At 38.3% G+C, this 24,927-nt stretch carries 20 protein-coding genes; all 20 read left to right on the forward strand.

Annotation, left to right across the window (positions count from 1 at the left end; genetic code table 11):
* Positions 1–7 precede the first annotated feature (7 nt).
* Positions 8–1,336 (forward strand): sugar phosphate nucleotidyltransferase, encoded by a 1,329-nt coding sequence (locus tag E7303_RS08880; RefSeq protein ID WP_292144870.1) that lies wholly within the window; start codon positions 8–10, stop codon positions 1,334–1,336.
* Positions 1,337–1,356: 20 nt separating this feature from the next.
* Positions 1,357–2,601, forward strand: coding sequence for a glycosyltransferase 87 family protein (locus E7303_RS08885; protein WP_292144872.1), 1,245 nt, complete (start codon positions 1,357–1,359; stop codon positions 2,599–2,601).
* 11 nt (positions 2,602–2,612) lie between these two features.
* Positions 2,613–4,193 (forward strand): glycosyltransferase family 39 protein, encoded by a 1,581-nt coding sequence (locus E7303_RS08890; RefSeq protein ID WP_292144873.1) that lies wholly within the window; start codon positions 2,613–2,615, stop codon positions 4,191–4,193.
* Positions 4,194–4,368: 175 nt separating this feature from the next.
* Positions 4,369–6,324, forward strand: coding sequence for a hypothetical protein (locus E7303_RS08895; protein ID WP_292144875.1), 1,956 nt, complete (start codon positions 4,369–4,371; stop codon positions 6,322–6,324).
* Entirely contained in the window at positions 6,314–8,119 is a 1,806-nt protein-coding gene (locus E7303_RS08900; RefSeq protein WP_292144876.1) for a DUF6044 family protein, read from the forward strand. The genes E7303_RS08895 and E7303_RS08900 overlap by 11 nt, the downstream gene beginning before the upstream one ends.
* Before the next feature lie 98 nt (positions 8,120–8,217).
* On the forward strand, positions 8,218–9,159 hold the full coding sequence (locus tag E7303_RS08905) for a glycosyltransferase family 2 protein (protein ID WP_292144877.1): 942 nt from the start codon (positions 8,218–8,220) through the stop codon (positions 9,157–9,159).
* Between the two features lie 10 nt (positions 9,160–9,169).
* Positions 9,170–10,375, forward strand: coding sequence for a lipopolysaccharide biosynthesis protein (locus E7303_RS08910; RefSeq protein WP_292144878.1), 1,206 nt, complete (start codon positions 9,170–9,172; stop codon positions 10,373–10,375).
* Positions 10,376–10,510: 135 nt separating this feature from the next.
* Positions 10,511–11,719: an SGNH/GDSL hydrolase family protein gene (locus E7303_RS08915; protein ID WP_292144879.1), complete on the forward strand. Its 1,209-nt coding sequence runs from the start codon at positions 10,511–10,513 to the stop codon at positions 11,717–11,719.
* A 141-nt stretch (positions 11,720–11,860) separates the two neighbouring features.
* Positions 11,861–13,438, forward strand: a complete 1,578-nt coding sequence (locus E7303_RS08920; protein ID WP_292144880.1) for an NAD(P)/FAD-dependent oxidoreductase — start codon at positions 11,861–11,863, stop codon at positions 13,436–13,438.
* 66 nt (positions 13,439–13,504) lie between these two features.
* Positions 13,505–14,443, forward strand: a complete 939-nt coding sequence (locus E7303_RS08925) for a glycosyltransferase family 2 protein (protein WP_103870229.1) — start codon at positions 13,505–13,507, stop codon at positions 14,441–14,443.
* Between the two features lie 12 nt (positions 14,444–14,455).
* The gene (locus E7303_RS08930; RefSeq protein ID WP_292144881.1) at positions 14,456–15,907 is read left to right on the forward strand and encodes an MBOAT family O-acyltransferase; all 1,452 of its coding nucleotides are present in this window, start codon (positions 14,456–14,458) and stop codon (positions 15,905–15,907) included.
* Positions 15,908–15,968: 61 nt separating this feature from the next.
* On the forward strand, positions 15,969–17,456 hold the full coding sequence (locus tag E7303_RS08935) for a hypothetical protein (protein ID WP_292144882.1): 1,488 nt from the start codon (positions 15,969–15,971) through the stop codon (positions 17,454–17,456).
* Between the two features lie 26 nt (positions 17,457–17,482).
* The gene (udk, locus tag E7303_RS08940) at positions 17,483–18,103 is read left to right on the forward strand and encodes a uridine kinase (protein ID WP_292144883.1); all 621 of its coding nucleotides are present in this window, start codon (positions 17,483–17,485) and stop codon (positions 18,101–18,103) included.
* A 31-nt stretch (positions 18,104–18,134) separates the two neighbouring features.
* Positions 18,135–19,259 (forward strand): DUF6077 domain-containing protein, encoded by a 1,125-nt coding sequence (locus E7303_RS08945; RefSeq protein ID WP_292144884.1) that lies wholly within the window; start codon positions 18,135–18,137, stop codon positions 19,257–19,259.
* A 10-nt stretch (positions 19,260–19,269) separates the two neighbouring features.
* The gene (locus E7303_RS08950; protein WP_292144885.1) at positions 19,270–20,052 is read left to right on the forward strand and encodes a hypothetical protein; all 783 of its coding nucleotides are present in this window, start codon (positions 19,270–19,272) and stop codon (positions 20,050–20,052) included.
* A gap of 41 nt (positions 20,053–20,093) precedes the next feature.
* A complete protein-coding gene (locus E7303_RS08955) occupies positions 20,094–20,963 on the forward strand; it encodes a LicD family protein (protein WP_292144886.1) in 870 nt (289 codons plus the stop codon).
* 26 nt (positions 20,964–20,989) lie between these two features.
* Positions 20,990–21,703 (forward strand): IspD/TarI family cytidylyltransferase, encoded by a 714-nt coding sequence (locus tag E7303_RS08960; RefSeq protein ID WP_292144887.1) that lies wholly within the window; start codon positions 20,990–20,992, stop codon positions 21,701–21,703.
* An 8-nt stretch (positions 21,704–21,711) separates the two neighbouring features.
* Positions 21,712–23,178 carry an MBOAT family O-acyltransferase gene (locus E7303_RS08965; RefSeq protein ID WP_292144888.1) on the forward strand — a complete coding sequence of 489 codons (1,467 nt, stop codon included), beginning with the start codon at positions 21,712–21,714 and terminating at the stop codon, positions 23,176–23,178.
* A 20-nt stretch (positions 23,179–23,198) separates the two neighbouring features.
* Positions 23,199–24,278: a hypothetical protein gene (locus E7303_RS08970; RefSeq protein WP_292144890.1), complete on the forward strand. Its 1,080-nt coding sequence runs from the start codon at positions 23,199–23,201 to the stop codon at positions 24,276–24,278.
* Between the two features lie 20 nt (positions 24,279–24,298).
* The coding region (locus tag E7303_RS08975; protein WP_292144891.1) for a hypothetical protein at positions 24,299–24,927 on the forward strand (629 nt) is incomplete at its 3' end.

Below are 24,927 nucleotides of genomic sequence, written 5' to 3' on the forward strand. Positions count from 1 at the left end.
GGTTTTTATGAATATAGTTTTATTATCAGGTGGCAGCGGAAAGAGATTATGGCCACTTTCAAATGATGTCAGATCAAAACAGTTTATTAAGATTTTTCACCCGGAGAATGATTCGAATAATGAGCTTGAATCAATGGTTCAGCGTGTATATAGTCAGATAAAGAAGATTGATTCTGATGCAAACATTACAATAGCAACCAGCAAGACCCAGGTTTCATCAATTCACAATCAGCTCGGTGATAAGGTTTCAGTTTGCGTAGAGCCTACAAGACGTGACACCTTTCCTGCTATTGCACTTGCTGCCAGCTATCTTTCTGATAAGCTTGGAGTGGACAGAGATGACGCAGTTATTATATGCCCTGTAGATCCATACGTAGATAATTCTTATTTTGAATGTTTCAAAGAGCTTGATAAGATGGTTAAGTCTGGTGATTATAACCTAAACCTCATGGGCGTTGAGCCAACATATCCAAGTGAGAAATATGGTTACATTCAGCCGGAGACTAAAGATCACATTAGTAAGGTTTCAGCTTTTAAGGAAAAACCGGATGTCGAGACTGCTCAGAAATACATTGATGAGGGTGCTCTTTGGAATTGCGGTGTATTTGCATTTAAGCTTGGCTACATTTTAGATAGGGCACATGAGCTCATAGATTTTAAAGATTATCAGGATCTTTTTGACCACTACGGTGATTGTAAGAAAATAAGCTTTGACTACGCTGTTGGTGAGCATGAGAAATCAATTGGGGTAGTAAGATTCTCAGGTTCATGGAAGGATATCGGCTCATGGAATACCTTTGCCGAGGAGATGCATGAGAAGATAATAGGTAAGGCTGATATGGATGATACCTGTGAGAATAGTAATATCGTTAATGAGTTAAATGTCCCAATCATCGCCATGGGACTTAAGAACATGATTGTTGCAGCTTCTAACGATGGTATTCTTGTTGCTGATAAAACTCAATCAAGTTATATTAAGCCTTTTGTCGAAAAGCTTGATAATCAGGTTCGTTACGCTGAAAAGTCCTGGGGAAGTTTTACTATTGTTGATATTCAGGACAAGGCTCTTGTAATAAGGATTGTGCTTTTGCCTGAGCATAAGCTTCACTATCACAGCCATGACCACAGAGATGAGGTATGGACAGTGATGAGCGGTGAGGGAACAGTTATTCTTGATAGTGAGAAGATTGATATAAAGCCTGGCTCAGTTGTTTCAATAAAGGCTGGTCAGAAACACACTGTTATAGCCAAGACTGAGCTCGTTATCAACGAGGTTCAGATTGGTGATGAGATAAGTGTTGAGGATAAGATAAAGTACGAGTTTCCTGAAATGTAATCAACCAATAAGGGGATGCGATGAAAAAAGAATTGGCGATTGATAGATTCCTAAAAAACATAATAAACAAGTATATGTATGAAATCTGTTTATGCCTTCTTTTGCTGGCAGCGGTTTTTATACGCGTTAAGTTTGCACCGGAAACCACACTTTCTCCTGATTACAACGACTATTACAAGGTGTGGGTGGATTATTATAGAGAAAATGGCATCATTAAGGGGCTTGGAAATGCTATTGGTGACTATTATGTTCCGCTTAATGTGATGTATGCCTTGTGTTCGCTCCTTCCCGTGGAGCCTTGGCTTCCACTTAGCATAGTTGCCTTTGTCTGTGAGCTTGTGTCAGCAGTTTTTATCTTCAAGATTTTTTACCTTTTGACAGGAAGAAAGCATCATTCAATGTTCGCTGGCATTGCTACCTTATTTCTTCCCTTTGTTGCATTTAATGGAGCACTGTGGAAACAGGTAGATGCTCTATATACATGTTTTTTGATGATTTCTTTGTACAAACTTTTAAAGCAGGAGTACCGCACATCCTTTATATGGTATGGCGTTGCTTTTGCAGTAAAACTGCAGTCAATTATCTTTTTACCGATTTATCTGATCCTATACATTACAGAAGGATTTCATAGCTATGACAGAGTTCTTAAGGACTCCGGCAAAAGAAATACCTTTAGTGTTTTAGAGTTTTTGTGGATCCCTGCTGTTTATTTTATAGCAGGGCTACCAGAGGTAATCTGTCAGAACGGACTTAAGAGAACATATCTTTCATATCTTTATCAGACTCAGGAGCTAGATTCTGAAGGTTATGGAATGGTTTCATTTTTCCCTAATCTGTATAATCTTGGATTCGACAATTTCGATAAGCTTTTGTCTGGTGCTGCTATAATGGTTCTTTTTGTAGTTTTAGTTATCATTGCTTTCTTCTGCTACAGAAGAAAGGACAACATCGACAGAAAACTTGTGGTATACCTTGCTATATTCACAGCATGGACCTGCGTAGTATTGCTTCCAGGAATGCATGAGAGATATGACTATGCTATGCTTTTGCTTCTGACTCCATTTGCAGTGTTACTTAGAAAAAATATTGTATGGCCTATGTTTATTGCTAATGTGTGCTCACTGGCAACATATGCCTATGCTCTTTTTGGAGCCAGAGATATCGTCAATATGACTGTGGTTTCTTTGTTTTATGTTGGAGCATATCTTTATACTTTGATTGATGTTGTTAAGCTTTTGAACGATGAGAATCATCAGGTAAGCTGAGGAATAAATGATTGTTTAAGATAAAAAAAGCATTTAATCTAATAATAGTTTTCTGCCTTTTGGTTGCGGCGGTTTTGGTGCTTGGAACAAGCATAGTAACTACGATTTATTATGACTATGGTTGTGACAACGACTGGCCTCACTATGGAAGAGAGAATATTTTACTACTCCTGCTATTATGCGTAGGAGTAGTTTTTGTGTTTATGGTTTTAAAAAAGAAGGGCGTTTTAAAGAGCAGTAAAAGTCTGCTGATATTGGAACTTGTTTTTTGTACTGTGTATTGTCTAATGCTGATTTTTTCAATAAGACCACTGCCGGTTAATGACTCAAAGGCATTGGATGATATTATTAATTCCTTTATGGCGGGAGATTATTCATCGCTGACAGATAAAGAAGGATATCTTTATATCTGGCCATTTCAGCTAGGATATGTTGCATTTGGACAGATGATGTGTACTGTATTTGGGATTGGCAACTACACAGCCTGGGAGTTGGTGCAGCTCTTATCCATTCTTGTTACAGTTTATCTCTTATATCAGATGACATGGGAGTTTTTTGGAAACAGGGAAATCTGCGGCATTATGGCAGTTCTGTCTGCAGGGATGCTTTTCTTTTATAATTATGTGACATATATTTATGGAGATATCCTGAGCATGGCGCCCCAGACTATAGCTCTTTTCCTGGAAATTCTGTATATGAAGAGGAAAAAGGTGGGCTATGGGATTGGAGCAGGTGTGGCAATTGCTCTTGCAGTTATGTTAAAGACTAACTGTGAGATTGCACTGATTGCGCTGGTAATGATTCTTATACTGAATCTGATACTGAGGAAAAATATTTCTGAAAGTGAGTTTGCTGTTAATATTAGTAATGAAGGCGCTAGAATTTGGAAGACTAGGGTAATCATGAGCCTTGCAATAATACTGGTTATGATTGCTTTGACTTTAGGCGTTAAAGGACTTGTTAATGCATATTACTGCAATGTTACAGGACTTGATTCGATTCCAACTGGAAGTCCATCAGTTTCCCATATAGCCATGGGCCTTCAGGAGAGCGAACTTGAGGATGGCTGGTACAATGGCTACAACTATCATGTTTTCGCTGAGAATAACTATGAAACAGAAGCAACCAAGGCAGCAGCTATAGAGAATATCAAAGAGACACTGGCTGACTTTGCAAACAGACCTTTACATGCAGGGAAGTTCTTCTTAAGGAAATTCCTGACTCAGTGGGCGGATTCAGTCTGCATTTCAACTCATAACCTTGATCTGGTAAACAGGCACCATGACAATCCTACATGGCTTGCAGGCTTTCTGGTTTCAGGTTTTGGTTCCACTGTCATGCAGTGGGTTATGAATGTTTATATGACCATTTGCTATCTTGGAGTTGTGATTTATTTGGTAAGCGTATTACGCAAAGGAAATGTTTCAGATTCTGAAATGTTAATATTGATTCTGATATTTGGTGGCATTGTCTTCCATGAATTTTGGGAAGGGTCATCCAGATATGCTATGAGATATTATGTCTATTGGATACCTTTTGCGGCGTATGGAATTAATAGACTTATAAACAAATTAGTCGGTGTATGGAGATGAAGAGAAAATGGGAAAGTTATACGTGTGCTTGAATAAAATGATACTTTTCATTTTTTCTGCTATTTGTTTCTGCTTGTTTATTAGCTCACTTAAATGGGTTACCAAGATGAATTTCCAGACTTTTCGAGAAGGAACGATGATTGTTTCCAGAAATTCAGCTTTGACCTTTGTTTGTGTGGCAGCATTAAGTTTTGTACTAGTGTTGCTATTTAATATAACAAGTAAAATAAAACACTCCGGGTACATTCTAATAGTGGTAATTGCAGTTCACGTAATTCTTTCCGTTATATGGATTATTAATAACACCTATCCACTAGAGGTTGATCAGAGAAGTGTATGGGAAGCAGCAGTAGCGCTAGAAAATGGAGAACAAATTGCAGATTTAGATTACTTTTATCATTACCCATTTCAAGTCGGAATGGTCTATGTGATGAGAGCTGTAGTTCATTTGACCGGAATATCAGATCCATTTATTTGGAAATGTTTTAATATAATAGCTTTAGTGCTCTTTGATATTGGTATTTTTTTGCTTAACATTGAATTATTCGGTGAAAAGGGCAGCGTAATAAACGCGATTGTTCCTATTCTTTTAATTGGATTCTTTCCGATGATTTTATATACTGCATTTGTATATGGAACAATGCTATCGATAGCACTTGTTACTTGGTCACTTGTTGGAACTTCCAAAATAATAAGTGGAAAAAAGAATGTTTGGGCGCTAGCACCAATAGTGCTTATTCCAATTGCAAATAGAGTTTATAGTGGCACACTTATCGCGACAGTAGCAATTGTTGTTGCTTTGATAATAGCATCTTTTTTGTTAAAAGGTAAAAAGCAGCTTTTTCTGTTGTCAGTGGCGGCGCTTGTTGTCTGTATCAGCATTTTGTCCGGAGTCTTGGTGAGATATATGTTCTATAGACAAACAGCACTTGCCTATAGAAATAGTGGAGTTCCGGCAACTGCTTATATTTATATGGGCTCTGCTACAGACGGTGGTGTAACAGGTCCGGGGAGCTATTCGGAAGTAGCAGTGGAATTATTTGATTCATATGGAGAGGCAACTAGTGGAAAGGCGCTTGATCTTTGTAAGGAAGCCTTTGGAGAGTACATTTCAGGTGCACGCAGCTTAGATTTTTTTGTTGAGAAGATGAAGTATCAATGGTTAGATCCACTTTTTGGGGGGCTAACTATGACCTGTCACTACTATGGCAGGTATGAAGTGGCAGATTCCTTTGAGAGTTTTCTTGCAAGTAGTATCTTTGAGAATTCCTATAAGTATTGGCTGAAATATTACATTCCTTCAATATATTTTTTGACCCTAATTGGGGCCGTGGCTTTATTATTTGACAAGAGGACATGTTTATTAAAATGTCTGCTATCAATATATTTCATTGGTGGATTTATATTTCAATTCTTCTGGGAATCTAAATCAAGATACTGTTTTGCATACTTTTTATTCCTTATTCCGATAGCGGCATATGGGATAAAAGCACTTTATGAAATATTTACCGGTATTAAGAAAAATAAGATAACTGATAAAAAGATTATAAAGCGAAGCGCATATGTTGTTATTGCAATTCAACTCATAATACTGATTGCGAGCATTTTGATGCCCCATAATAATGCAAATGATATAACTGTTTCTGACTTCTATTCTGCACATAGCGGAGAAATGTTGTCATATACAGACTCGTCATATGATGATGAGATGAGGGATATTGAGTCAGATTCTTTTGTTTTGAATAAAGGATATTATAGAATTGATGTCTTTTATACTTCGAATTTTTTACCTGAAGAAAAGCATGGTGCTTCTATTTATCCCATTGTTGTATCAGATGGCTATGAGTATTGCCTTACGGATGAATATGTGTTCATGGATGAAGATGGAAAAGCTTCTTTTGAGGTTTACGTACCACATGATAATTGTGAAGTTAAGATGCGTGCGATAATCGGAGATGAAACAGAATTATTAACTGTAAGTAATGAAACAAAATATATATTGATGGATCATATTACTGTTAGTAGTCAAAATATGAAGAACAAACTGTCAAATTTCATGAGCATTTTGGGAATAATGATTATTTTTGACTTTATAGTTTTTTATATTGTTGGTGAGAAGTATGGGAAATAAAGGAAAATTTGGAATAACTTTTGTAATATTATTTTTGGTAGGAGTGGCAGTTTTCTATGGCATAATCGGGGAAAGCAGCTATATTGCAGTTCAAGATAATCTGGACCTGTTTATGGCGCAGTTTGCAATGCTTAAAAATGAGGACATTTTCTTTTCTCATGGTGTTTCTGCACCTTTTTTAGGTGGAGTATCAAGGGACGTGCTTCCAAGTGAGCTATCATTATATACTGTTTTATTCATGTTTTTACCTCCATTTGCAGCATATGTTGTTGGATACATTTTAAAGGTTATTATCGCTGTAATTTCCTGCAGATTATTGTTTATTGATATCGTATCTTGCAGTAATCCTGAGAAGGAAAATGATTCCCATGTATTAAACCTTGCTACATTAGTTGGTTTATTGTATGGAATACTTAATCTTTTCCCTGCTTTTGGTATACCATTCGCTTCGGTGCCACTGATTGTATATCTTCTCCGTAAAGTATACAGAAATGGACTAGGGGGACGGGGGTTATGGTTCATTTTACTTATTTTTTGTTATCCGTTTATTTCCTATTTTTCATATCTTGGCTTTTTTATTTTGGGGTATTTATTTATAGCGATTATTTGGCTGTGGATAAGGGATAAGAAACTTAGTTGGAGTCTTGTGGCTTCACTCGTGGCACTTGGAATTGGTAACGTGGTGTTTGAATACAGGCTTTTTAACATGATGTTGTTTTCTGACGCTGTGACTATCAGGGAGACAATGGTTCAGACCTATCTGCCATTTAATGAGATTATTGGAGAGAGTTTTGACATTTTTGTAAATGGTATGATGCATGTAGAGGACCTTCATCAGTTCTTTGTTATGCCAATCTGCCTTGCTTACCTTTTGTTTTTAAATGTCAGGTATATTGTGAAAAAGAATGTCAAAGGAATCTTTACTGATTATTACAATCTTTGCTTTCTGATTATTGTATTTAACTGCGTTGTATATGGACTTTATTATTCACAGTCAGTAGAGCATCTGGTTGAAACTTTGGTTCCACCGCTTACAGGATTTCAGTACAACAGGACAATCTTTTTTAACCCATTCCTGTGGTGCGCGATGTTATTTATTCTTGTCTATCGTCTGTATTTGTGGATAAGTGACAGAGTAAATTCAGAGCAAGGGGAGAAATCGCTTATATCGAAGACATTGATGTGTATACCATATGTGATAGTTTTTATAGCTGCTTTGATAGTTCTTGTATCACCAACTAAGTACAACGACCTGTATCATACTGCAAAGCTTACAGCTCGCAGCGAGATTTTTGGCCATGAGAATGATGCTCTTAATTTCAAAGAGTTTTATTCTACTAAGCTTTTTGATGGGATAAAAGAAGACCTTGACTATAAAACAGGTGAGTACAGCGTTGCCTATGGAATGCACCCAGCAATCCTTGAGTACAATGGAATCTATACTCTTGATGGATATCTTGGATTTTATCCACAGAGCTATAAAGAAGCCTTTAGGGAGGTAATAGCTCCTGCTCTTGATCGTATGGAACCATCCCGCTTATATTTTGATGAATGGGGAGCAAGGTGCTATCTTTATTCCGGAACAGATTTATCAATTGTTATGGCGACAAAGAGTATGGCTGAAGTTACTGATAATGATATTTATATTAATGCGACTGCTCTAAAAGAGCTTGGATGTAAGTATATATTCTCGCGTATAGATATAACTAACACAGATAAAACAGGGATTAAGCTACTTAAGAGTTATACAGATAATTCATCACCATACACTATTTATGTGTATACGATTGATTGAGAATACTACTGGATTTGATATTATTTTATTATCAGTTTAAAATGTATAAGGCAAGATGTGGCTATGGAAATCTTGCATTTAATCGAAAAGGGGAAACAATGGATAAAATAGCAGTTTTGATTCCTTGTTACAATGAGGAAAAGACAATAGGTAAAGTTATTCGTGATGCCAAGGCAGCACTGCCTGAGGCAACAATTTATGTATATAACAATAATTCCAAGGACCGCACAGCAGAAATAGCAGAGGCGGAGGGAGCTATTGTAAGAAATGAATATATGCAGGGCAAGGGCAACGTTATCAGAAGGATGTTCCGTGAAATAGATGCTCTCGTGTATGTTATGGTTGATGGTGATGATACATATCCTATGGAGTCAGCGCCTGAGATGGTTGACCTTGTTCTTAATCATAATTCGGATATGGTAGTAGGCGACAGATTATCAAGCACATATTATGAGGAGAATAAGCGTCCTTTCCATAACTTTGGAAACAACCTTGTAAGAGGAAGCATTAACAGACTCTTTAACTGCAATATCAGAGATATCATGACCGGTTTCAGGGCATTTAGCTACGAGTTTGTTAAGACATTCCCTGTATTGTCCAAGGGATTTGAAATTGAGACAGAGATGACTATTCATGCTGTATACAACAATATGCAGATTGACAATGTCATCATCGATTACAGAGATCGCCCTGAAGGTTCAGAGAGTAAGCTCAACACTTATGCAGATGGATTCAAGGTGCTTAGGACTATAGCAAGGCTGTATAGAAGCTACAAGCCATTTGGATTCTTTTCTATAGTTGCAGTGTTGCTTGCGATTCTGTCAATGATCTTCTTCGTGCCGATTCTTCAGGAGTACTGGGCAACGCATCTTGTTCCTAGGATTCCTACACTTATTGTATGTTGTTTTGTTTTAATGGCTGCAGTTCAGAGCTTTTTTGCGGGAGTTATTCTTTCGACCATGTCTATAAATAACAGACGTGAGTTCGAGATGCAGCTCAACATGCTTCAAAGGCATAAAGAGACAGATCTGATGAAGTGAGATATTAGTAATGAAAAATAATAGTAAGAAGCTTTTATTTAGTGCTTCTAAAGACTTTATATTCAGTGTACTTGCACTGGTAATATATAACGGTGTCCTTCAGCTGCTTATCTACCCTGGACTTGAGTCCAGAGTAGGTGCGGATGCTTTTGGCACCGTTCTTTATTTGATCTCTGCCGTATCCATAATGGGGGCAGGCTTTGGAACAGCAGCCAGTTATTCCAGAATGGTGGCCAAAAAAGACAGGACAGAGAGTAACGGAGACTATAACTTATTTCTTTTGATAGTTGCCGGAATATCTGTTGTGGTGTCTTTTGTAGCTCTTTTTGTTTTAGGAAATCTTGAGGCGCTTTTATATGTTCAGGTCCTACTTCTGATGATCGTGACAGTAGTCAGATACTACGCTGATGTTGAGTGGCGAATGACCATCAGGTTCAAAGACTATTTTATTTTCTTTGGAATGGTTTCTATTGGCTATGTTTTAGGCCTCATGATATATCCTGTGACAAAGAGCTGGGCAGCTACCCTCTTTGTAGGTGAAGCCTTCGGTATCATCTACACTTTTTTTAGGGGACATATTTTTAGAAGCCCATACACCAGGCTTTCCGATAGCTTCAAAGAGAACATGAAGTCTCTGTGGTACATTTCAGCCAGCAATCTCCTTGCAGCACTGATACTACATTCAGACAGAATTCTACTTCGACTTGTAGTTGGTGGAAGGGAAGTTACAGTGTTTTATGCGGCGAGCCTTATAGGTAAGATCGTTGCCATGCTCACAACACCATTAAATGGTGTTATTATCAGCTATCTTACCAACTATAAGATTGAGCTTGATAGAAAGAAATTTGGACTTATCAGCGTATTCCTTTTAATATTAACCGCTGTCGGAGCCCTTGCCTGCACCGGAGTGTCATACATATTTGTAAAGATCATGTATCCGGATATTTTTGAGGAAGCAACAAGGTTCTTTTTCCTGGCTAATTTAGGACAGATACTCTATTTTATCTCTGGTTCTCTCATGGTTGTGATCATGAGCTTTTCCAAAGAAAAGATGCAGCTTGTTATCAATAGTGTTTATGGTGCATGCTTTTGTCTTATAGTTATTCCGATGACTATGGCATTTGGGATAAATGGTATTGCTTATGGACTTGTTATTATTAGTTTTTTTAGATTTCTTTTGACTGCTTTTATAGGAATCAAAAAGTTATCAAAATAACGTCTAATTCTTAAGACTTTCTTAAGATTTGCGGCAGATATTCTTAAGATTGATGCTTTCCTATTCACAAGAAAAATCAAAGTGATACAATCATATCGTAAGAAGCTTTATGAGAAATACAGGAAGGATGTTGATATGAAAAAAAGATATTTGACTATAGTTGCAACTGTCATGACTTTTGTTACTGTTATTACAGGATGTGGTCTCCAAGGTGATGATACTCAGAAGGCTACAGAGTATATAAATGATGAGACAGAAAGCTCTGACGCTTCAACTGCCATGAGCGCAGTAGACTTCGCATCTGAGAGTGGGTCAACAATCGTAGTTGATGGATTGATGGAACCTGTTTTGGAAGAGGCAAGCGCATCAGCATCTACATCTATAATCGAGACTCCTGCAGCAGCTACTGTTGCCACAACAGAGGAAGTTAATGAGTCGGATAAGACTGTAATGGTGTTTATGGGTGATAGCCAATTTGCCAACGGTAGAAGTGAAGGGACTGATATACCACATCTTATTGGCGAGAGAGTTCCTGATTCAGTAGTTTATAACCTTGGGATTGGCGGAACAACAGGTGCTATTGAGATGACTACATCTGATGTAAGCCCTGAGAATCTTGTATCCACTAGTTTTCTTGGAATGACATATGCTTTGTCAGGACAGGCAGACAGGAATAATGTTTTATCTGAGTATCCTGAGATTTTAGAGACTATGAATAAGGTTGATCCCAAGGAAGTTGATTACTATTTTCTTTCCTATGGAACTAATGATTTCTTTTTAGGACTCCCTCTTGACCATACTCAGTACGATGGTGACCCTATGCACTGTTTTTACGATGCAATGTGCACTGGTATTGATAAGCTAAAAGAGTTAAGCCCTGACGCAACGATTATTCTTTTAACTCCATTCTATGGTGTTTATTATGATAGTGACAATAATCTTATTGGAGATACATATGTTGTAAGTAACTATTTTGATACTCTTGCAAATTATGCCAGAAAGTCAAAAAATGTTGCTGAAGATGAAAATATAGAAAGCTTTGACACAATGTTTGGCACCCATTGTGACCTGTACATTGATACTGCTGATCAGTATCTGATTGATGGTGTACATCTTACTCTAACAGGAAGACAGATTTTTGCTAGGCTCCTGGCTCACCTTCCAAACTACATGGAAAAGAATGAACCATCAGTGTATTATGATACAGACTACATCAAGATTTCTGAGTTTAACCCTGATGAGTACTATAAATATCGTGATGATATGTTAAAAGAATACTATCCTGATTACTATGAAAAACTCATCAATGGTGAATATAAACTTGCAAAACCAGATGAGGAGTAATCTGACTCATACTTAAATGTTCTAGACCTTCTTGGATTGATATGTCCCAAGGAGGTCTTTTTTGCTTTTTATTTGAAGAAATGTATGCATTGTTGTATACTACTCTTATTGTTAAAAGACTAACTAAAAGAGGGAAGTTAGATGAAAAAAGTACTAATTATCGGGGCAGGTCCTGCTGGTCTTACAGCTGCATACGAGCTTTTGACCAAGTCCAAGGACTATCAGGTTGTAGTTTTCGAAGAGACAGATCAGTTCGGAGGTATTTCCAGAACAGTTAACTATAAAGGCAATCGTATGGATATGGGAGGACATAGGTTCTTTTCTAAGGTTCCTGAGGTTAATGAGTGGTGGCAGAAAATGCTGCCTCTTCAGGGAGCACCAACCTACGATGACATTGTATTAGACAGACCTATGGCTATGGCTGAGGGCGGACCTGATCCGGAGAAGACAGACAGGGTTATGCTCCGTAGAAACAGAGTATCAAGGATTTTCTTTGACAGGAAGTTCTATGATTACCCAATCTCCCTTAAGCTTGAAACCTTCAAGAACATGGGACTTGCTAAGACCATCGCCTGCGGATTTTCATATCTTTGGGCTATGATCTTTAAGAGAGAAGAGAAATCTCTTGAGGACTTCTATGTAAACAGATTTGGTAAAAAGCTTTACTCAATGTTCTTTGAGTATTATACAGAGAACCTTTGGGGAAGGCACCCATCAGAGATTGACCCATCCTGGGGAGCACAGAGAGTTAAGGGCGTATCTATATTGGCAGTTCTTAAGAATGCTTTCCGCAAAAAATCAGGAAAGACTGGTGGGAAGGTTGAAACATCACTTATTGAAGAGTTCAGCTATCCTAAGCTTGGCCCAGGTCAGCTTTGGGATGTTACTGCAGCTGAGATCAAAAATCTCGGAGGAACAATTGTCTGCAATGCCAAGGTTACCAAGATAAGGAAAGATGGCAATCACATAAAGGGTATCACCTATCTTTTTGATGGCAAAGAGATGGAGATTGAGGGGGATATAGTTATCAGCTCAATGCCTGTTAAGGACCTTGTAGAGGGCATGAATGATGTTCCTGCTGAGCCCCTTAGAATTGCCAAGGGACTTCCTTACAGAGATTACATGACTCTCGGAGTTTTGGTTCCAAAGCTCAACCTTGAGAATAAGACCAAGATCAAGACTATTGGCAATATTGTTCCTGATAACTGGGTATACGTTCAGGATAGAACAGTTAAGATGGGACGTTTCCAGATTTACAACAACTGGTCTCCATACCTTGTAAAAGACCTGGAGCATACAGTATGGGTTGGACTTGAGTATTTCTGCTTTGAAGGTGATTCAATGTGGAATATGACTGAGGACGAATTTGCCGAGATGGCAATTAAAGAAATGGTTACACTTAATCTTATCAGCAGTGCTGATGAGGTTATTGATTATCACATGGAAAGAGTTAAGAAAGCTTATCCTGCATACTTCGATACATACGAAGAAATGGATAAACTGGTGGATTACCTTAACACCATTGATAATCTGTACTGCGTTGGACGTAATGGACAGCACAGATACAACAACATTGATCATTCAATGTGCACTTCTTTTGAGACGGTTAAGAATATTCTTAGTGGGGAGACAGACCGCAGCAACATATGGAATGTCAACACCGAGAAGGAATACCACGAAGCTGATTCTGCACCTGAGGAAGAAGTTGAGGTAGATTAAGAATTATGGGGTGTGGCATGGGAGTCACATCCCATTTTATTATGAAAGATTTTAAGAGGTTTAATTGTGAAAAAGATTAGTATTATGATTCCATGCTTCAATGAAGTAGAAAATGTTGAAGCCATCAGCAAAGCAGTAGAGGAGGTTTTAGTCAGGGAACTTCCACAGTATGACTATGAGATAGCATTTATTGACAATGCTTCAACTGACGGCACAAGAGATATAATTGAAAGGTTATGTGCTGAAAATAAGAAGATAAAGGCTATTTTCAATGTGACCAATTTTGGTCAGTTTAATTCACCTTTCCACGGCATGTGCTCACTTGATGGAGACTGCGTTATTCCAATCTGTGCAGATTTTCAGGATCCTGTTGAGCTTATACCTGTTTTTGTGAGAAAATGGGAAGAGGGACATAAAATCGTAAGTGGAGTAAAGTCTTCAAGTAAGGAAAATGGCTTTATCTATTTCCTGAGAAGCTGTTATTACAAACTGATCAAGAACATGTCAAGCGTCCGTATGATCGAGCATTTCACAGGTTTTGGCCTTTATGACAAAACTTTTATCCAGCTCCTTAGGCAGTTGGGAGATCCTATTCCATTTATCAGGGGAATTGTTGCAGAGTACGGAGAAGGCTTTAACATGACAACTGTAGAGTATGAGCAGCCTCAGAGAAGAGCCGGTAAGACGCATAACAATTTCTATACGCTGTATGATGCGGCAATGCTTAGCATCACTTCATACACTAAGGTTGGCTTGAGGCTTTGTACAATTGCCGGATTTATCTGTGCTCTTGTGGATCTGATAGTAGCTTTTGTTTATCTTGTTTTGAAGTTGACTCACTGGTATAGTTTCCATGCGGGTTATGCGCCTATGATCATTGGTATGTTTCTTATTGGAGCGATACAGCTCTTTTTCATAGGACTTATGGGTGAGTATATCCTCAATATCAATACCCGAGTGATCAACAGACCTATTGTTGTTGAGGAAAAGAGAATTAATTTCTAAGGGGAATGCGTTATGCAACTGGTATCCGCGGAATTTTTTGTATTTTTGCCGATAGTTGTGGCAATCAATTTTATAGTACCAAGGAAGTTTAAGTATATCTGGCTTTTAATAACCAGCTTGTTTTTCTATGCCAGCATTGATGTAAAGAGTACTGTAGTACTGGTAATCTCTATAACTATGGCATATGGCTTTGGGCTACTTCTTGAAAAGAACAAGCAAAATAAGGCAATTTTATCTGTGGCAATAGCTATCCACATAGCTGTGCTGATTGCCTGCAAATATCTTAATTTCATAGAAAAGACTTTTCTTTCTCTTACAGGGAGAACAGAGGAGGCAGTAAATCTTAATCTCTTGGCAACCCTTGGCATTTCTTTTTACATGCTAAAAATTATCGGATACCTGATCGATGTATATCGCGGTGACCTGATGGCTGAAAGAAATCCCCTTAAAGTCGGATTATATGTATCATTCTTTCCACAGATAACACAGGGACCTATCGAGAGAGCTAAAAACATGCTTCCGCAGTTTAATTTTCCACTCACTGTGGATTATGACATGTTGAGGGACGGGCTTCTGGAGATAATCTGGGGCTATTTCTTAAAACTGGTAGTTGCTGACAGATTGGCTATTTACGTAAATAACGTATATGCAAATCCCATGGAGGCGGTAGGTTTTACAACTCTTGTTGCAACAGTGTTCTATACTTTCGAGATATATACAGACTTTGCAGGATATACGCACATTGCAATCGGTATATCAAGGATACTTGGAATTGATGTTATGGAGAACTTCAAGTGTCCTTACCTTGCAAGTAGCATAGCAGGCTTTTGGAGGAGATGGCACATTTCGCTCTCTACCTGGCTTAGGGATTATCTCTATATTCCTCTTGGAGGGAATAGAAAAGGTACTGCCCGAAAGTATTTAAATATTATGATCGTATTTCTGGTTAGCGGACTTTGGCATGGAGCCGGCTGGACTTTTGTGGTCTGGGGACTTCTTCATGGACTGTTCCAGGTTATTGGTTATATATTAAAGCCGGTAAGAGACTGGTGCGTAAATGTATTTAAGGTTGAGAGAAATGCATTTTCACACAGAGTGTTGAAAGTATTAGTTACTTTCTTACTTGTAAATTTTGCGTGGGTATTCTTTAGAGCATCTTCACTTGGTGAAGCCTTTTTGATCATTAAGAACAGCTTAGTATTTACTCCGTGGATGCTGGCTGATGGAAGCCTTTATAAGCATGGACTCGACAGTGCGGATTTCTTTGTGGCAATAGTGGGACTTATCATCGTAGTTGTTACTGATCTTGTGAATTACAACGGATTCATTATTAGGGAACGAATTCTGAAACAGGGAATCTGGATCAGGTACATTATCGTAATAGCAGCTATCATTTCTATCTTAGTTTTTGGAATCTGGGGCCCGGGATACGACAGCGCTGCGTTTATTTATCAACAGTTTTGATGAACGAAGTGGAGCAATCCGTATATCATCAAAATAAAAAAATATTCTAGGAAAATAGGTCATGAAAAAAACACTAGCCAATGTATTTAAATCAATAATCTTCTTGATTCTGCTTAGTTTAGCAATTGCAGCGACTGTAGTGATAGTTAAGAGAAAAGAGAGCGATTACAAATATACCGACTTTTTTAACGAAGCAAAAAAAGACCACATAGATGTTTTATTTATGGGTTCATCTCATGTGATAAATGCCATTAATCCGGTATTTCTTTTTGAGGAGTATGGCATCACTTCCTACAATATGGGAGGTCACGGGGCTATGCTCCAGGCTACTTACTGGGAGCTTCAGCAGGCGCTTGAGTATTGCACACCCAAGTGGGTTGTTGTAGATACTTACATGCTCGAGAAGAATATCAGGTATCTCGATAACAGAGAAGAATTCGACGATGAAGATGAAGTAAATACATCAGTTGAGCAGCTCCATCTGAACATGGATGCCTGGCCTTTAAATGATCTTAAAAGACAGGCAATTGATGACCTCATTCAGGATGAGAGTGTAAAAAAAGAATTTCTTTATGAGTTCATTATTTACCATAACCGTTGGAAATATTTAAACGAGAGTGACTTTAAGACTATTACCGGAACTGCAGACAGGAACAGGCTTTTCGGTGCGGAGATGAGATACCAGGTAGAGCTTGAGCCGGAGCAGTACCCTGAAGTTACAGAGTCAGATCTTTTGACCGAGGATACAGTTGGAACGGAGTATCTTGAGAAGATAATTGAACTCTGTCAGGAAAGAGGAATTCCTGTTGTACTTACCTTTTATCCATTTGCTGCAGAGACCAAGGATCAGGCAGCAGCCATAAGAGCAGGACAGATAGCGGAAAGCTATGATGTTCCGTATATCAATATGCTAGACCTTGATGTAATTGATGTTTATTCTGACCTTAATGACCATGGACATCTGAATGTAGTTGGTTCTAAAAAGGTGACTGATTACATGGGACAGTGGCTTTCTGAAACAGGAGATCTGGCAGATCACCGCGGTGATGACTCTTATAGCTATTGGCAGGAATGTGTTGAAAATTTCAATGAGGAGCTTGATGATGTCCTTTTTAGCGAGGACAATTTATATATTAAGCTTGACCTTCTTAATTTAGAAGATTACAATTTCGTGCTGTATGTCAACGGAGATTCACCGGTCTTTTTGGATAATTATCTAAAGAGAATGATAAGAAATTCTTCTATGACTAATAAAATAGATAACACAAGTGGTCCATATATACTGGTAAAAGATAACTCTACCGGGAAGACTTACGAGGCCTGTGAGAGTGAGGAACTTTCAGCTATGAGTACTGCCATGGGAACCCTTAATTACAGGCCGGTTGAGCAGTATTTCAGGCTATTATATTCAGACGAGGATCCGGATACCAATTATCTGTATGATGAGGCACATTATCTGAATGACATTCAGCTTATCATATACGATGAAGATGGTGACATCTTAGAACATGATTACTATAAGTCAAACGGCGGCAATTACGTTCGTTGATATATATTTTTTAATGGAGGTTTTTTATGAACGATAAGGTTTGTATCGTAGGAATCGCAGGAGGAACAGCATCGGGCAAGACTACAATTGTCCGTATGATAAAAGAGAAGTTTGGGGATGATATTGTTGTTATTAACCATGACTCATATTATAAGGCGCACAATGACTTATCTTATGAGGACAGGACCAGACTTAACTATGATCATCCTGAGTCTTTTGATACAGATCTTCTGATTGAAGATGTGAAAAAACTTAAGAATAACATAGCTATCGATGTGCCTGTCTATGATTATACAATTCATAACAGGGCTGATGAGACAGTTCATGTTATGCCTAAAAAAGTAATCATCGTTGAGGGAATTCTTATCCTTGAGAACAAAGAACTCAGAGACCTTATGGATATCAAGGTATTTGTAGAGACTGATGCAGATGAGAGACTTATGAGAAGAATTCGCCGTGATATGGTGGAGAGAGCCCGCAGTATTGACTCGATTCTTAAGCAGTACACAGAAACTGTAAAGCCTATGCATGAGCAGTTCGTAGAACCTAGCAAGAAATACGCTGATATCATCATCCCTCGTGGCGGAGAGAACTTAACAGGTATCAGCATACTTCAAGAGCACTTAAAGCTCATGATGCAGGGGTGATAGATATAAAAGCATTTGGGAGGAACATGCCTTGTTTCTTGTTGTTGGAGAGGTTATAAAGTTAATATTTTGGCTGTTTTGTGCTCCAATGATTATTGGAGTTTTAGTTAATTTCATTTTGCCTAAGGAAAAGAGAACTATTGGCGTAACATTTTTATTAGGCTTCTTGGTTTATTTGGCAGTGTTTGAAGTTATTGCAATATACTGCATGACTACGATAATGTACAGTGCTTTTGCATATTGTGTGAAATATTTTTTGATAGCTTCATGGATACTGGTAGTGCTGGGAATTGGAAGAGTTTGTTACGCTTCTTTTATCAAGAAGGATAGAAAACTTATTGTGTCCAATAAAGCCATAGTAATGAAGCTTACTGCTACTAAAGTTTACTGGCTTATTTTCTTTGGACTTCTTGCATTTCAACTCGTAATGTCAGTTGTGATGGCGAGTTTTGACGGAGACGATGCTTATTATGTGGTTGAGTCATTGCTTGCACAGCAGGCTGATGTTATGAATACAATCTTGCCCTATACCGGAAACTCTACATCCCTTGATATAAGGCACGCCCTTGCTGTTATAACTATGTGGATCGGATTTATTGCAAAAGTAAGCGGTGTTCATGCAACAATTGTTTCACACTCCGTTATACCGCTTTTGTTTATTCCGCTGGTTTATCTGGTATATGCGCAGATAGGTAAAGTTCTTTTTAAAGATAAAAAAGAGATGGTTCCTGTATTTCTGATAATCGTGAGCTTTCTCATGATGTTTGGAAATGTATCTCACTATACACCTGCTACATTTTTCCTTATGAGGACATGGCAGGGAAAAGCAATGGTCGGAAATTTGGTATTTCCGATGATTTTCTGGATTTTCCTGGAAATGTATGAGAATGTGAAAGCTAGTAATAAAGAAATATCTGTGGATAAGGCAGGCACAAGTTCTGTTTATTTGTGGATAATGCTTGCTCTTGTAAATATGCTATCCGGCATGTGCAGTGCAATGGGAGTTATCTTTGGAAGTGGGATAATAGCTCTTTTATCACTTCTTCTTTTGATATTTAGCAGGAACTGGAAGGTTATATTAGGAGCTTTCTTTTGCATGATACCAAACCTTATCTATCTGGCTCTTTACTTCTCAATCTGGACAAGTGGCATGTGAGGTACCCGATATGTACGGAATATTCATGGAGTGCTGGGTTGCACTGAAATTATATGGCGGAAATGGAGTGCTGCTTTTAATGTTTTTGGCAGCTGCTATCTACATTGTGGCCAGTGAAAAAGATATAAAAAAGAAAATCGTTTTAGGCATATTGCCACTTGTGATCCTTGCAGGGTTTCTTTTCCCTGTTACCAAGATCGTCTATGTGGCGCTGTTTGATGATGGGAGCGATACATATTACAGGATACTGTGGCTTATTCCTATGTACGTGGTTATAGGATATGGTGCCTGTAAGGCTGTCATGAACTTCAAAAAGGATGCTGTAAGAAGAGGAATGTTGGCGCTTATACTGTTGATAATTGCTGTGACAGGCTCTTTTGTCTATGCCAATCAGTATATGTCAAAGGCTGAGAATCTCTATCACATTCCTCAAAACGTTATTGACATTTGTGATGTCATAGCGCCTGAGGATGGTGAGCCCAGAGTAAGAGCAGCATTCCCATCAGAGCTCGTACATTTTGTAAGACAATACGATACAGATATACTCATGCCCTATGGTCGTGAGATGGTAGTTACACAGTGGGATTATTACAATGCTGTGTATGAAGTTATGGAAAAGCCGGAGACAATAGATGCCACAGCTCTTTTGGAGGCGACAAGGCAGACTAAGTGTCATTACATTGTTCTTGCTGATAGCAGAAAAATAGATGGTAATCTGGTGGATATGGGACTTGATGCGATAGCAAACATTGATGGATATACCATTTATGAGGATCCGATGGTAGAGAAGTAATTTACTGAGTATTTTTGGAAAGAAGAAATGAAATAAAATATATGGAAAAAGAAGTACAGGATTATTTAGATAGAGTGCATGAGTCAGATTTTGCCATGCTCTCTGAGGTTGACAGGATTTGTAAAAAATATAATATTCAGTATTATCTTCATGGTGGCACATTTCTTGGTGCAGTAAGACATCAGGACTTTATCCCTTGGGATGATGATGTGGATATTTTGTTTTTGAGAAAAGATTATGAGAGATTTTTAGATGTCTTTGAAAAAGAGGCTGATCCTAGATTTCAGCTTTTGAGATTTGAGAGATATCCACAGTTCTTTGATTTTATCAGTAAGATTGCTGACACAGAACTGACCTATGAAGGAACTACATTTGGAGCAGAGGACTTCTACGAAAACAGATATTCGCATCCAACTCTTGATCTGTTTGTTTTTGATATTGAAGATAAGAATCACAAGTGGCAGCTTATCAGGATGAAGCTTCTATATGCCTTGGCTATGGGACACAGACCTTATGTTGATTACAGTAAGTTCAAAGGAATCATGAAAGCTGTGGCCTTTGTGCTTGCAAGTGTTGGAAAGCTGATCCCATTTAAAAAGATTGCTATGAAGTACATTGGACTTCAGATGCAGGGCGGAATTGCAAGGCTTGCTGATGGAGATAATGATAAGTTTTATGATGGTAAAAAAGTGCTCTTTATCTCCAACGAGCAGCCTGATCCCAGGTACTGGGGCCTTGATTTTGATGTGGAGCATTTAGTGTATGGCCCGGATACAGCACTTATCAGAGGAAAAGAGTTCCCTATTCCCAAGCTCCATGACAAGTGGCTTAAAAAGACCTATGGAGATTACATGGCGCTTCCACCAAAGGAAAAACAGGTGCCTATGCATGTGAATATAATCAAAGAGTGATTTTTATTACGAAAAGAGGAAAGAATATGAAAACTGTAGCACTGATCATTGCAGGCGGCACAGGAGCCAGAATGCATCAGGATATTCCAAAACAGTTTCTGACAGTTAATGAGAAACCGGTTATAGTATATACTTTGGAGGCGTTTCAGAATCATCCTGAAATAGACTCAATCGCAGTTGTCTGCGTAGATGGATGGGAGCAGATGCTTTTGGCATATGCCAAACAGTTTAATATAACAAAGCTTGAGCATGTAGTTAAAGGTGGAGACAATGGACAGGGCTCCATTCGAAACGGTGTTTATGAGCTTGAGAAGTTTTTTGATAAGGATGATATTGTGCTTATCCACGATGCCATCAGACCCATGGTTTCAGCGGAGATTATATCAGACTGTATCATGAAGACAAAACAGTATGGCAATGCTATAACAGCCATTCCATGCGCTGAGGCCATGCTTACAACAGACGACGGAGTAGTGTCAGAGGAGTCTTATTCAAGAGATAAATTAAAGAGAACCCAGACTCCACAGGGCTTTAAAATCGGGGAGATCTGCGACCTTCACAGAAAAGCCCTTGAAAAAGGAATCACAGCCTCAGTTGCTTCCTGTACTCTTATGATTGAGATGGGCAAAAAGGTATATTTTTCTCAAGGATCTGAAAAGAACATTAAGCTCACAACAGTAGATGACATCGATATTTTCAAGGCGCTTCTTATGAGTAAGAGAAGCGAGTGGCTTAAGTAAGGGGAGTTATGTTATTCAATTCTTATGAGTTTTTGCTGGCTTTTATGCCGGTATTCATTATCGGGTATTTCCTGATAAGGCATTTTTATAGAGAAAATGAGAAGCTAATGAGACTGTGCAATTTGTGGATAATTGCAGGCTCATTAGTTTTTTATGCGCTTTTTGGGATAAAGAATGTATTGGTATTACTTGCTAGTATAGTGGTCAATGCAGTTTTTATTTTTGTTTTGAATTTAAAGAAAAACAACCAATTGACACCAAATCAGAGTGTAGTTCTTTGCGGTGCTATTGTGGTAAACGTTGCTTCACTGTTATTTTTTAAGTTCAGTGGAGTTTTCTTTCCAATAGCTATTAGCTTCTACACTTTCAATCAGATTGCTTTTCTTGTGGATTTCTATCGTGGAGATATAGAAAAATTTGATCTACTTGAGTATCTTTCATATATTCTCTTTTTCCCTAAGCTCCTTCAGGGACCGCTTATGAGCTACGGTGACTTTGAACGCCAGTTAAAAAATTCAGCGAAAAAGAGCCTTGATTGGGAATTAGTAATGAGAGGGCTTTTCCTTATTTCTTTGGGGCTGTTCAAAAAAGTAATCCTTGCGGATACTATTGGGCAAGCGGTGGATTATGGATATAATTCTCTGGCAACACTTGGCTGGTGGGAGGCTGTGCTTGTTGCAGTATTCTATTCATTTCAGCTTTACTTTGATTTTAGTGGATATTGTGATGTTGCTAGCGGAATCTGCATGATTTTTGGCTTTGAACTTAGTCTTAACTTTGATTCTCCGTATAAGTCAGTTAATATAATAGATTTTTGGAACAGATGGCATATTACATTAACTAAGTTTTTTACCAAGTATATCTATATTCCTCTTGGAGGCAGCAGGAAGGGCGCTGTCAGGACCTATGTAAATATCATGATCGTTTTCCTGATAAGTGGTCTTTGGCATGGAAGTGGCTGGACCTTTATTGTATGGGGAGCTATGCATGGTGTTCTAAATATGATAACAAGGGCGATTGGAAGTATAAATCGCAAAGAAAATGGTTCTCCTGTGGAAAAAAAGATTACAAGAGCTGTTGTTTGTGGAAAACGTCTTTTTACTTTTATCTATGTGACCATAGCTTGGGTGTTCTTTAGAGCAAATACTATTTCAGATGCAGTACTGCTATTTAAGCGCATGTTTAGTGGCGAAATCAGACCTTACTACAGTGATTTTGCCAACTATTTCAGACTTGATGAGATCTGGTATGTGTTTAAGCTTACACCAATAGTGAATTTTAACTTTGCATGGGATCTGTGTATGTGGTTATTCCTTGCGCTTTCAATTGTGATCGTGTTCTTTGGAAAAAGCGCCATAAATTATGCAAAAGAGTGCAAAATAGGAATCTTAACAACTTTTCTAACAGCTCTTTTACTAGTGTGGTGCATTCTTAGTTTTGGAGGAGTAAGCACATTCCTCTACATGAATTTCTGATGACTAATAGGATTAATTTGATGGATAGTAAAAACGGTTATAAAAAACAATTTATAATACTGATAGCACTGGTATTTGCGGCATTTGTTCTGTGTGGCGCCATAGTTGTCTATGTGGATCCATTTTTCCACTACCATGCGCCCTTAGAGGGATTTCCTTATGTGGTGGACAATCAGCTCAGTCAAAATCCCGGAATGGCCAAGAATATGAACTATGAGGGATGTATCATAGGGTCATCCATGACGGTTAATTTTGACACTGATGATTTTAAAGAGCTCCTTGACGTGAATACTATAAAGCTCAGTTATAGTGGAGCATATCCTAAGGATGACTACAACATTTTATCAATCGTATTTGATAAGGATACATACGCCAGAAAAAATAGTGATGTCAAAGCTGTGTTTTTTGCCATGGATATCCCGACTATGACTGCAGATACAGAGACCACAAAGTATCCACTTCCTGAGTACCTGTATGATGATAATTATCTTAATGATGTGAAGTATCTGCTTAACAAGGATGTACTCTTGCAGTACATCATGCGTCCTATGATTCAGGGACAGGGCTCTGACCTGTCAGAAATATATGCAAGCTGGTGGACACCTGATTATTACAATATCCAGTGGGTTATGCACAACTATGATGAACCAGAGTATGTGGATGAAGAGACGGCAGCAGATGCTCTTTTGTCTCAGACCAAAGAAAACCTTGAGGTAAATATTCTTCCCTTTGTGGAAAATAATCCTGATACACAGTTTTATTTCTTTTTCCCACCATACAGCATTTTGTACTGGCACAATGTAATGCAGGAAAATACCTTTGAAGCAACATTTAGTCAGTATCAGTATGTTGCGGACAGATTGCTTGGATATAACAATGTTCATTTATTCTATTTTCAGACAATGCCGGAGACCTTAGACCTCAATAACTATGCGGACTACACACATTATAAACCCGATATTAATAGATTTATGGTAGAATGCTTTAAGGATGGAAGCTATGAGATCCATTCATCAGAAGAAATGAAAAACCAACTTGCCACTATGAGAGAGATGATAGCAGCATTTGATTATGGTGAGCTGCTTTCAAAAGAGTGGTAAGAGTAGTAAAAGAGGTAATCATGAGTAAAGAAAATAATGAGAACAAATTTCAACAAATCCCCATATGGGTCCACATTATTCTAATAGCCATAATCGTAGGCGTCCTTGCCTTTTCAGGCTTTAAGCTTTGGAGATGGAATCAGGGAACAGCCAAGACTGAGGGTGTAACAGGAGAGAGCTACGAGGTAGAAGTTCTTGATCAGATATTCCTGTTATCAGAAGATAAAAAGGCTGGTCACGAAGAGGATGGTACTGAGACAATTCTTTTCCTCGGTAATGACTCTCTTACATATGACACATCTGAGACAGGTGTTACAAGTCAGGTTCAGTCCAAACTGGCAGGATCAAATTGTATAAATGCAGGATTCCCGGCTTCAACAGTGGCACTAAAAAATGCTGAGTATACAGATGACTACGCCCTTGATGCCTTTAGTTTTTACAATGTTGCCAAGTGTATTTACGATGAGGACTTTGATCAGCTTATTGAAAAGTCAACGCTTTTTGAGGATTCGCGCTATGACAAGAGCGCAGAAACCTTGAGAGACCTGGATTTTAATACTGTGGATACGCTGGTTATTTTCTATAACGCTCAGGATTATCTCAACTTAAGAGTTGGTATGAATCCTGACAATGACAGCGATCCTGTGAC

Origin of the sequence: Butyrivibrio sp., from assembly GCF_015056685.1 — a bacterium.
Classification (GTDB): Bacteria; Bacillota; Clostridia; order Lachnospirales; family Lachnospiraceae; genus Butyrivibrio.